A 10,402-nucleotide genomic window follows, 5' to 3' on the forward strand; every position below is an offset into this window, starting at 1 on the left:
CTTCGGCACCTTCATCGGCGCGGCCTTCATCGCCGAAGTGTTTCACTGATCCTCGCGCGCACCGGGTCCCCGGTGCGCCGCTTCCCGCTACCGTACTGCCCCCTCGTCTGACTCGCCTGCCCCTGCATTTTCGTGTCGCAGCTCCCAGCCTTGAGCCCTGGCGGCAAGGTGTCGTCCCTGGACGATCACCGGCGCTTGAGCTGCGCCCCGAGTTGCAGTATCTATGATGGAAAATTAACAAAAGCCGTTAATTTAATAACATCAAGAAAAACGGAGGCGCGCTCGGCATGGGCAAAATCGCGGTCATCGGCAGCAACATGGTCGATCTCATCACCTATATCGATCGCCTGCCCGTGCAGGGCGAGACGCTGGAGGCGCCGGACTTCGCCCTCGGCTGTGGCGGCAAGGGCGCCAACCAGGCGGTCGCCGCGGCCAAGCTGGGCAGCGAGGTGCTGATGGTGACCAAGGTCGGCGACGACCTGTTCGCCGACAACACCCTGGCCAACTTCCGCCGCTTCGGTATCGACACCCGTCATGTGACCCGCGCGCCGGGTCGCTCCAGCGGGGTGGCGCCGATCTTCGTCCAGCCCGACTCGCACAACAGCATCCTCATCGTGAAGGGCGCCAACACCGCCCTCGGCCCGGCCGACATCCAGGCCGCGGAAGCCGATCTGCGCGACTGCGCGCTGATCGTGCTGCAGCTGGAAATCGCCCTGGAGACGGTCTACGCGGCCATCGACTGCGGCCAGCGCCTGGGCATCCCCGTGCTGCTCAATCCGGCGCCGGCGGTGGCCGACCTGAGCGCCGCGCACCTCGCCCGGCTGGATTACTTCGTCCCCAACGAGACCGAACTGGCCCTGGTCAGCGGTCTGCCCGTGCAGGATCGCGAGAGCGCCTTCGCCGCCGCGCGGGTGCTGGCCGGTCGCGGCATCCGCCACGTGGTGGTCACCCTGGGCGCCGCGGGCGCGCTGTACGTGGGCGAGGAGGGCGAATTCAGCCTTCCCGGCCAGCCGGTGGCGGCCATCGACACCACCGGCGCCGGCGATGCCTTCATCGGCTGCTTCGCCCATGGCCGCGTCCAGGGCCTCGGCCTGCGGGACGCCATGCAGCGGGCCGTGGCCTATTCGGCACTGTCGGTCACCGGGCGCGGCACCCAGACCTCCTATCCCGAGGCCGCGGTCTTCGAAGACTACCTCGCGTCCCTGGATCTCTGACGCAAGGTCGGCAATCCCTCACCCTGGCATCCCTACGGAGAACAACAATGAGCCAGTCACCCCTGCGGCCCAGCGCCGACGGCTACTACCTGAACCGCACGCCGTGGTTCGCCTTCATCCTGCTGTGCTGCATCTTCGCGCTCTGGGCCGCCGCGGCGAGCATGAACGACGTGCTCATCGCCCACTTCAAGAAGGCCTTCCTGCTCAGTGATTTCCAGACCGCCTTCGTCCAGTCGGCCTTCTATCTCGGCTATTTCTTCCTGGCCCTGCCGGCCGCGCTGATGGTGCGGCGCTTCAGCTACAAGACGACCATCCTCTTCGGCCTGTTCCTCTACATGGTCGGCTGCCTGCTGTTCTTTCCCGCCGCCTCCATGGCCAAGTACGGCATGTTCCTGCTGGCGCTGTTCGTGATCGCCGCCGGACTGTCCTTTCTGGAGACCGCCTGCAACACCTATTCGACCCTGCTCGGGCCGCGCGAGACCGGTACCCGCCGGCTGAACATCTCCCAGACCTTCCACCCCTTCGGCGCCATGACCGGCGTCTACGTGGGCAGCTTCGTGATGTTCAAGGAGGGCGACGCCAGCCAGGCGCAGCTGCTGCAGATGAATCCCGCCGAGGCCGCCGCCCAGCAATTGCAGATGATCCAGGCCACCCTGACGCCCTACCAGTGGATGATCGGCGTGCTGGTGCTGATCTTCGTGCTGATCGCCTGCACCCGCTATCCGGCCTGCAAGGGCAACGATGCCGTGCGCAGCGAAAGCGACGGTATCGCCGCCAGCCTCGGGCGGCTGCGGCGCAATCCGCGCTTCGTCTTTGGCGTGCTGGCGCAGTTCCTCTATGTCGGCGCCCAGGTCGGCGTCTGGAGCTTCACCATCCGCCTGGCCATGCAGCTCGGCGGCATGAACGAGCGCAGCGCCTCCTGGTTCCTGCTCACCACCTTCGCCGCCTATTTCGTCGGCAAGCTGATCGCCAACCTGCTGATGCGCCGCTGGCATCCGGCCAAGGTGCTGGGCGTCTACGGGGTGCTGTGCATCGCCCTGCTGGCCTACACCATCCTGGTGCCCAACATCACCGCGGTGTACGCCGCCGTGGGCGTGAGCATCTTCCTCGGCCCCTGCTGGCCGACCATCTATGGCCTGACCGTCGACGGCATCGGCCGCGACACCGAATTCGGCGGCTCGCTGCTGGTGATGAGCATCGTCGGCGGCGGGGTGATCCCGATCTTCCAGGGCCTGCTGTCGGACTACACCGGCGGCAACATGCAGCTGGCCTATTCGGTGCCGCTGCTGTGCTTCACGGTGATCGTCGCCTACGCCCTCTATTGCCTGCGTCATCCGGCCAGCGAGCGGCTGCCGGTGGGCGCCGCCCAGACCGCCTGAGGAGGGCGCCGCCATGTCCGTACGCCTGCCCCTGCAGCCTGAGCAATTCACCGCGTGCGAGCGCAGCCTGCTCGCCAGCGACGCCTTCCAGGTGCGCGCCTGGATCTATCCCTCCGGGGTACGCGCCCTGGCGCTGGAGAATCGCCGTGGCCGGCTGATCGTGCTGCCCTACCAGGGGCAGATGGTCTGGGACGCCTGCTTCGACGGCTGCCGCCTGACCATGCCCGGATTGTTCGACCAGCCGCGGCCGACCCGGCGGATCATCGAGACCTATGGCTGCTTCATGTTCCACGCCGGGGTGCTGCGCAACGGCTGCCCGGCGCCGGAGGACGGCCACGAGCTGCACGGCGAACTGCCCTGCGCGCCGCTGGACGAGGCCTGGCTGGAGCTGGGCCGGGACGCGGAGGGTGACTTCCTGCGCCTGGGCGGTCGCCATGACTACGGCATGGGCTTTGGCGATCGCTATCGCGCCCAGCCCAGCGTGACCCTGAGGCCGGACAGCGCCGTGTTCGAGCTGGGCCTGGAAGTGGAAAACCAGGCCGGCCAGCCCATGGACCTGATGTACATGGCGCACATGAACTACGCCTACGTACCCGGCGGTCGCTTCCATGAGCCGCTGGGCGTAGCCCGCACCCGGGTACGCACCAGCGTGCCGGCCCATGTGCGGCCGACCGCCGACTGGCAGGCCTTCATCGCCGAGCTGGCCGAAGATTCGGAGCGGCTGCGGGTGCTGGATGCGCCGGCGCGCTACCAGCCGGAAATCGTCAGCTTCATCGATGCGCCGGGCACCGACGCGGCGGGGGAGGCGCACTTCCTGCTGGAGCATCCGGGCGGCGCCGCCTTCTACACGGCCTATCGCCCGGCGGCCTTGCCCCATGCCACGCGCTGGGTGCTGCACAACCCCAATCAGCAGGTGGCGGCCTTCGTGCTGCCGGCGACCTGTGAGCCGGAGGGCTATCTGGCCGAGACCGCCAAGGGCCAGGTGCAGCAGCTGCAACCGGGTGAACGGCGCGCCTTCAGCGTGCGCACCGGCTATCTCGCCGCCGCCGAACGCGAGGCGCTATTGGCGCGCCTGGCCGACCCGGCGCGGATCAGGTAAGCAGTTGCGCGCCGTTCGCCTCGATCCGCTCGCGATAGCTGCGCGGAATGCGCCCATCGCTGACCACCCCGTCGAAGTCGTCGAGCGCCGCGAAATGCGCGGCGCGCACCACGTCGAACTTGGTATGGTCAACCAGCAGCAGCCGCTGCTGGGCCTGGCGCAGGACCTTCTGCTTGACCTCGACCTCATTGAAGTTGAAGCAGGTGACGCCGAAGTCCTCGCTCACCCCGGCCGCCGAGACGAAGGCGTGGGTGAGGCGCACGCCGTCGAGCACCCCGGTCTCCAGGCGACTCTCGAAGATCTGGTTCTTGCGCTGGAAGGTGCCGCCGCATACCACCAGGGTGCAGTTGACCTTCTGCTGCAGCTTGAGCAGCACATTGAGCGAATGGCAGACGGCGGTGAATTCCAGGTCATCGGGAATGAAGTCCACCACGAAGGGCGTGGTGGTCCCGCAATCGAGGAAGACGGTGTCGCCGGCGCGGATCTGCGCCGCGGCCAGCCGACCGATGCGGCGCTTTTCCTCGACCTGGCGCAGGTCCTGTTCCACCACCTGGTAGCCGGGCGCCTCGCTGCCGCCGACATCGCGGGTGACGTGACCGCCGAGCAGCCGCAGGCCGTCCGGCGGGAGCCGCAGGTCGCGTCTCAGGGTCATTTCCGAGACACCCAGCAGCTGGGCCATCTCGCGCAGGTGAATGGCGTGCTGATCCTGCAGCGCCTGGTGCATCAGCTTGAGCCGAGCGGCTTTCTTGCTATCCATGAGGGGTGCGCTACGGGAGTCCGACTAGAGGTGCAGGCCGCACCAACCAAGAATTCTGATCCGATCATACGCTACCCGTGCCTGAGGAGGCCCCATGCAGCTTGAACCCGGCGAACTCGCCAAGACCATCGACCACACTCTGCTCGCCGCCGATGCCCGCCGCGCCCAGATCGAGCGCCTGTGCCAGGAGGCGCGTACCCATGGCTTCTACTCGGTGTGCGTGAATTCCGCCCAGGTCCCCCACGCCGCGGCGCAACTGGCCGGCAGCGCGGTCAAGGTCTGCGCGGTGGTGGGCTTTCCGCTCGGCGCCGGGCTGAGCGCGGCCAAGGCCTTCGAAGCCGAGCAGGCCATCGCCGCCGGGGCGGGGGAGATCGACATGGTGCTCAACATCGGCTGGCTCAAGGATGGCCTGCTGGACGAGGTCTCCGCCGACATCGCCGCGGTCCAGGCGGCCTGCGGGGCGGTGCCGCTCAAGGTGATCCTGGAGACCGGTCTGCTCGACGACACCCAGAAGCGCCAGGCCTGCCGCATCTGTCGCGACCTCGGGGTCGCCTTCGTCAAGACCTCGACCGGTTTCGGCCACGGCGGCGCGACCCTGGAGGATGTGCGGCTGATGCGCGAGGAGGTGGGTCCGGAGATGGGCGTCAAGGCCTCCGGTGGCGTGCGTGACCGAGCCACCGCCCAGGCCATGCTGGACGCCGGCGCGACCCGGCTGGGGACCAGTTCGGGCGTGGCCATCGTCAGCGGCGGCGAGGGTGGGGCGGGGTATTAAAGCAGGACGCCTGTAGGTTGGGTTGAGCGCAGCGAAGCCCAACGATGCCGCCTGGTGTTGGGCTTCGGCGGAGGAGCCGCCTCGGCCCAACCTACGGGTGCTACCCCGGTCCTTGCCGATACAGCTTGGAATCCTGGAAATCTCCCGGTGCCAGCACCTCGCCGACCAGGATCAGGGCAGTGCGGCGGAAATCCTTGTCCCGCGCCCGTTCGACGATGTTGGCCAGGGTACCCTGGACGCTGTCCTGATCCGGCCAGCTGGCGCGGTGGACGATGGCCACCGGGCAGGCAGGGCCGTAGTGCGGCAGGAGGTCGGCGACGATGCGTTCCAGCTGGCCGACGCCGAGGTGGATGGCCAGGGTCGCGCGGTGGCGGGCCAGGTCGGCCAGCGCCTCGCCTTCCGGTATGGCCGTGCGACTGGCATAGCGGGTGAGGATCACCGTCTGGCTGACCCCGGGCAGGGTCAGTTCGCAACCCAGCAGGGCGGCGCAGGCGGCGGTGGCGGTCACGCCGGGAACGATCTCGTAGGGAATGCCCAGCGCCTGCAGGCGGCGGATCTGCTCGCCGATGGCGCCGTACAGTGAAGGATCGCCGGAATGCACCCGGGCCACGTCCTGGCCGCGGGCATGGGCGGCGGCCAGGTGGCCAACGATGGCCTCCAGGTCCAGGTGGGCGGTGTCGATCACCGTCTCGGCCTGGTGACCCTCCAGCACCGCGGGCGGCACCAGGGAGCCGGCATAGAGGATCACCGGGCACTGGCGGATCAGCCGCTGACCCTTGACGGTGATGAGGTCGGGATCGCCGGGGCCGGCGCCGATGAAATGAACGGTCATGGGGTTTCCTCGGCGAGGGCGGTGAGCAGGTCGGTGACACTGGCGAATTCGCGATCGACGCTAGGCAGGGCTGGGCGCCTCAGGATCAGCACTGGCAGGCCCCGCTCGCGGGCCACCTGCAGCTTGGGCTGGGTGGCGGCGCTACCACTGTTCTTGCTGATCAGCACATCGAAGTCACCCTGGGCGAAGAGTGCGCGCTCGGCCTCCAGGGCGAAGGGGCCGCGGTCGGCGATGATCCGTGCCCGGACGTGGCCGGGATGGGCGTCGAGCAGGCGCAGGGTCCAGAACTGCCCGCCGGGAATCTCCTGGAGATGCTCCAGCGGCTCGCGACCCAGGGTGAAGAAGGGGCGGGCGAAGGGTGCCAGGGCTCGCTGCAGCTCGGCCCAGTCGGCCACCTCGCGCCAGTCGTCGTCTGGTCCGGCCTGCCAGCCGGGTCGGCGCAGCGCCCAGCAGGGGAGGCCAGCGTCAGCAGCGGCCCGCGCGGCGTTGTGGCTGATCCGGGCGGCGTAGGGGTGGGTAGCGTCCATCAGCAGGTCGATGCCTTCACTGCGGAGAAAGGCGCTCAGCCCCTCGGCGCCACCATAGCCGCCGACTCGCACCTGGCAGGGCAGGTCCTGAGGCACCCGGCCGAGACCGGCTAGGCTGTAGATCGCCTTCGCCGGCAGTGTGCGGGCGATGGCCAGGGCTTCGGTGGTGCCGCCGAGCAGGAGGATCTTCATGGGTGCTCTTCCGTCAGAGTGGCGGAGGTTTTGTCATGCATGGCGTGCCCTCACCCCCGGCCCCTCTCCCGGGGGGAGAGGGGAGCAAAGCCACTGCCCGGGATCGAGCGGCGGAATAGGAATAGTGGTCTCGTAGGCGGCTTTCCCGCCGGTCATTGCAGCGTGCTCAGCAAGCGTCGTGGGCGTCAGCCCGGGCACCAGACTTCCAGGCCACCACCCAACCACCCCCTCTCCCCCGCGGGGAGAGGGTTGGGGTGAGGGGGCCAGGCGCCGCTCACCGTCTTCAGGGATGAAGGAGGCACACCCAATCATCCTCTCTACTTTTGCCGAGCGACGGCCACTCACGGCTTCACCACGTCCAGCAAGGTGATAGGCAGCGCCGCGCGCCAGGTATCGAAGGCGCCCAGTGGCTGGGCCTGGGCCACCTGCAACCGGGTCAGGTCACCACCGTGGCGTTCGCGAAAGGCCACCAGGGCGGCTTCGGTCTGCAGGGTCACGGCATTGGCGACCAGGCGACCGCCGGGCTTCAAGGCGGCCCAGCAGCTATCCAGTACCCCCGGCGCGGTAAGCCCGCCGCCGATGAAGATGGCGTCCGGGGTGGCCAGACCGGCCAGGGCCTCCGGGGCCTGGCCGGCGACCAGTTGCAGCGCCGGGGCGCCGAGCTGGTCGCGGTTGTGGAGGATATGGGCCTGGCGACCGGCGTCGGCCTCGATGGCCAGCACCCGGCAGCGGGGATGGCTGCGCGCCCATTCGATGCCGATGGAGCCGCAGCCGGCGCCCACGTCCCACAGCAATTCGCCGGGGCGCGGCGCCAGACGCGCCAGGGTCACGGCGCGCACGTCTCGCTTGGTCAGCTGGCCGTCGTGGCGATAGGCGCTGTCCGGCAGACCGGGGGTGAGTGGCAGTCCCGCTTCGCCGGTCTCGCTCAGGATCTCGATGGCCACCAGGTTGAGCGCTGCCGCCTCCGCCAGCGACCAGTCCTGGGCGCGGCCGCTGATCCGTCGCTCCAGAGAACCGCCCAGGTGCTCCAGCACCTGCAGTTGGCTGGCGCCAAAGCCCTGGTCTACCAGCAGCGCGGCCAGGGCGGCAGGGCTGTGGCCGTCATTGCTCAGTACCAGCAGGCGTGCGCCGGGATGCAGGTGGCGCACCACCCCGGCCAGGGGCCGCGCCACTACCGACACCAACGCCACCTCCTGCAACGGCCAGCCGAGGCGAGCCGCGGCCAGGGAGTAGGAGGAGGGCGCCGGCAGCACCTGCAGTTCGTCGGCCGACAGCTGGCGCGAAAGGCTCGCGCCGACGCCGAACAGCATGGGATCGCCGCTGGCCAGCACGCAGACCGGGGTGCCGCGACGGTCCAGGACCGGGGCCAGGGCGAAGGGTTGCGGCCAGGGCTCGCGGATGGCGCGAAGGCAGGGTGGCAGCAGCGCCAGCTGGCGTGGACCGCCAATGATGACCTGGGCGTCCAGCAGCGCGCGGCGGGCCTGCTTGCCGAGGCCGGGGTAGCCGTCTTCGCCGATACCCACCACGGTCAGCCAGGGGATCATGAACACACCTCATCGAACGTCAGCCGACCGGGCGTTTTCAAGGGGTCGGGGTCGGGTGGCCCCGGAGTCATTATCTGACCCGGGGCCCCCTAAGAACCGTGCTTGCGACTTTCGCAGCACACGGCTCAAGCTTACGAAAAACCAGCCATAGGCTGGCCGGCAACTGTGACGTGCGATCCTAACATCATAGACCGCTATATCTCAGGGTTACCTGTTGCCGCTGGCTATGCACCAGCGAGTGGCAGTTGGGGTGTATGAGCACGCGATTTTTCAGGGTGTCCTTGCCGCCGTCCACCCGTCGAATGACGTGATGGTCGTCCCAGCCAGTTTCCTTATTTACCGCGTGACCACATAAGGCGCAGAGTCCTTTCTGCCGCTGGAAGAGATACAGGATTTGTTTTCTGAAATGCAGTTTGTGCTGCATTCGTCGAACTCTTAGTTTTTCCCATTTCTCTTCGTGTTCCGCATCGTATGGATGGTACCCACCCGATAGGCGCGGTTGTCGCCTTATCTCAGTGTCCGCTAGCTGGTATAGCTGGCAGAACTTGCGTTCACCCTTCTTACCTCTGTAGGGATGCGCAAAAACCCAATTTCGCTTGCCTATGGAGTGGAAGTATCTATTCCGGCACCAATTAGCTTGCTTCTTCGGATGGCGGCGCTTCGCCCACCTTCGCAGCAGCCAGACGATCAAGCTGTCTAACCGGCTGAAGGCTTTCTTTGCCACGGCTGGAGAGTGGTATTGAGCCCACCCTTTCAGCACCGGATTCAGGCGTCCGATTAGCTCTTCCTGAGTCAATGCCCCGCTGGTTTTTACTATTTCTCTAACCTTGCGATAGAACGTTGAGATGTTCTTTTTCGAAGGCTTGATGAATAGCTTGGTCCGGCGGTAAGGCGACTTCGGGACGTACTTCCTGAAATTCCACCCTAGGAAATCGAAGCCCTGAAGGATGTGGGTTATCTGCGTTTTCTCTTCGGACAAGCTCACCCCTCGTACTGACAGGAATTGCTCGACCCAAGGTATGACCTCGTCAGTCAACAGCTCTTTGGTAGCCGCTGTGATGATGAAGTCGTCCGCGTATCGCACCACATGCACTCTGGGCGTATCGGCGTCGGTACCCGCTAGCTTTCTGGCCAGATGGCCTTTGAGCTGCATCTCCAAGCCGTTAAGGGTGGCGTTAGCCAAACACGGCGAAATAATCCCGCCTTGTGGCGTCCCGGCTTCCGTAGCCATGAAGTGTCGCCGGTCAATTACCCCGGCCTTCAACCACAGCCGCAGTACCTTCTTGTCCATAGGGACGTTCTGGCACAGCCACTCGTGATTGATGTTGTCGAAGAACCCCTTGATGTCACCTTCCAGAACCCACACAGGTGAGTCGTCTCTCGACATTAACTGAAAGATTTCAACCATCGCATCAGCGGTCGAGCGATCCGGCCGGAAGCCGAAACTTTTCGGGTCGCTGGTGCTTTCGATGACGGGTTCCAGGGCGGACAGGTAGAGCGCTTGCATGGCCCGATCAAACATCGTCGGTATGCCTAACGGGCGCTTTTCCTTCTTCCCTGGCTTCGGTATCCAAACCCTCTTTAGCGGTTTGGGTCGATAGCCTCGTTTCTCCGATAGACGCTTCGCGGCGCGGAGCTTGGCTGGAGGCGTCCCCCAGGTTTCTCCATCAACGCCCGGAGTCTTGCGACCCCGGTTTTCAGTCACCCGTCTTACAGCCAGACAGCGGCCATAAAACGAATGGGTCAGTAACCGTTGCAGGCGTTTAACCCTACGCCAGTCACCGGCCATTGTTGCCTGCGCAATCTTCAACTGCGTTTTCCGAACGGAGATCTGGATCTTGGCCCAATCGAGATCGTGCCAGCCCTTCACACCGTCAGGAGACGCAGACGAAACCGATGTTGCTGGTTGCGTATTCATACAGTCCTCCTCAGGTCAGTAACCTTCGGGACGGACTTCTCCCCCTAGGGGTTGAAGTCACCCCTAGGGTCGTTTCGCTGGAAATCAGCACTAGATCATGCGCCCGTAAACCAGGTGCACGTCAGCCAGGGTTGCCCCTGTCGATGATGTTTCAACCGATATGCCGCC

General features: G+C 66.2%; 9 protein-coding genes. 4 read left to right on the plus strand and 5 right to left on the minus strand.

Annotation, left to right across the window (positions count from 1 at the left end):
- The first annotated feature begins 287 nt into the window (after window positions 1-287).
- From rbsK to QMX82_RS24645, 3 genes are read left to right on the plus strand one after another with little or no spacing between them, the layout of a single operon-like run.
- The gene (rbsK, locus tag QMX82_RS24635; RefSeq protein WP_282288471.1) at window positions 288-1,214 is read left to right on the plus strand and encodes a ribokinase; all 927 of its coding nucleotides are present in this window, start codon (window positions 288-290) and stop codon (window positions 1,212-1,214) included.
- Window positions 1,215-1,261: 47 nt separating this feature from the next.
- Window positions 1,262-2,593, plus strand: coding sequence for an L-fucose:H+ symporter permease (fucP, locus tag QMX82_RS24640; protein ID WP_133862295.1), 1,332 nt, complete (start codon window positions 1,262-1,264; stop codon window positions 2,591-2,593).
- 13 nt (window positions 2,594-2,606) lie between these two features.
- The gene (locus QMX82_RS24645) at window positions 2,607-3,692 is read left to right on the plus strand and encodes an aldose 1-epimerase family protein (RefSeq protein WP_282288473.1); all 1,086 of its coding nucleotides are present in this window, start codon (window positions 2,607-2,609) and stop codon (window positions 3,690-3,692) included.
- On the opposite strand, the gene deoR is transcribed toward QMX82_RS24645, so the two are convergent.
- A complete protein-coding gene (gene deoR / locus QMX82_RS24650; protein ID WP_187981021.1) occupies window positions 3,685-4,449 on the minus strand; it encodes a DNA-binding transcriptional repressor DeoR in 765 nt (254 codons plus the stop codon). The genes QMX82_RS24645 and deoR overlap by 8 nt on opposite strands.
- A gap of 94 nt (window positions 4,450-4,543) precedes the next feature.
- Between deoR and deoC the strand changes: the two genes are divergently transcribed.
- Window positions 4,544-5,221 carry a deoxyribose-phosphate aldolase gene (deoC, locus tag QMX82_RS24655; RefSeq protein WP_282288475.1) on the plus strand — a complete coding sequence of 226 codons (678 nt, stop codon included), beginning with the start codon at window positions 4,544-4,546 and terminating at the stop codon, window positions 5,219-5,221.
- A gap of 100 nt (window positions 5,222-5,321) precedes the next feature.
- Here the strand turns inward: deoC and cobM are convergent, their stop codons facing one another.
- The 4 genes from cobM to ltrA form a co-directional block, all read right to left on the minus strand.
- The gene (cobM, locus tag QMX82_RS24660; protein ID WP_282288477.1) at window positions 5,322-6,053 is read right to left on the minus strand and encodes a precorrin-4 C(11)-methyltransferase; all 732 of its coding nucleotides are present in this window, start codon (window positions 6,051-6,053) and stop codon (window positions 5,322-5,324) included.
- Window positions 6,050-6,772 (minus strand): cobalt-precorrin-6A reductase, encoded by a 723-nt coding sequence (locus QMX82_RS24665; protein WP_282288479.1) that lies wholly within the window; start codon window positions 6,770-6,772, stop codon window positions 6,050-6,052. Before QMX82_RS24665 ends, cobM begins: the two co-directional genes overlap by 4 nt.
- 341 nt (window positions 6,773-7,113) lie before the next feature.
- The gene (cbiE, locus tag QMX82_RS24670; protein WP_282288482.1) at window positions 7,114-8,316 is read right to left on the minus strand and encodes a precorrin-6y C5,15-methyltransferase (decarboxylating) subunit CbiE; all 1,203 of its coding nucleotides are present in this window, start codon (window positions 8,314-8,316) and stop codon (window positions 7,114-7,116) included.
- A gap of 184 nt (window positions 8,317-8,500) precedes the next feature.
- Complete coding sequence (gene ltrA / locus QMX82_RS24675; protein ID WP_282288484.1) at window positions 8,501-10,234, minus strand: group II intron reverse transcriptase/maturase; 1,734 nt, start codon at window positions 10,232-10,234, stop codon at window positions 8,501-8,503.
- Window positions 10,235-10,402: the final 168 nt, after the last annotated feature.

Origin of the sequence: Pseudomonas sp. PS02302 (assembly GCF_029959585.1) — a bacterium.
GTDB classification, from domain to species: Bacteria; Pseudomonadota; Gammaproteobacteria; order Pseudomonadales; family Pseudomonadaceae; genus Chryseomonas; species Chryseomonas aestiva.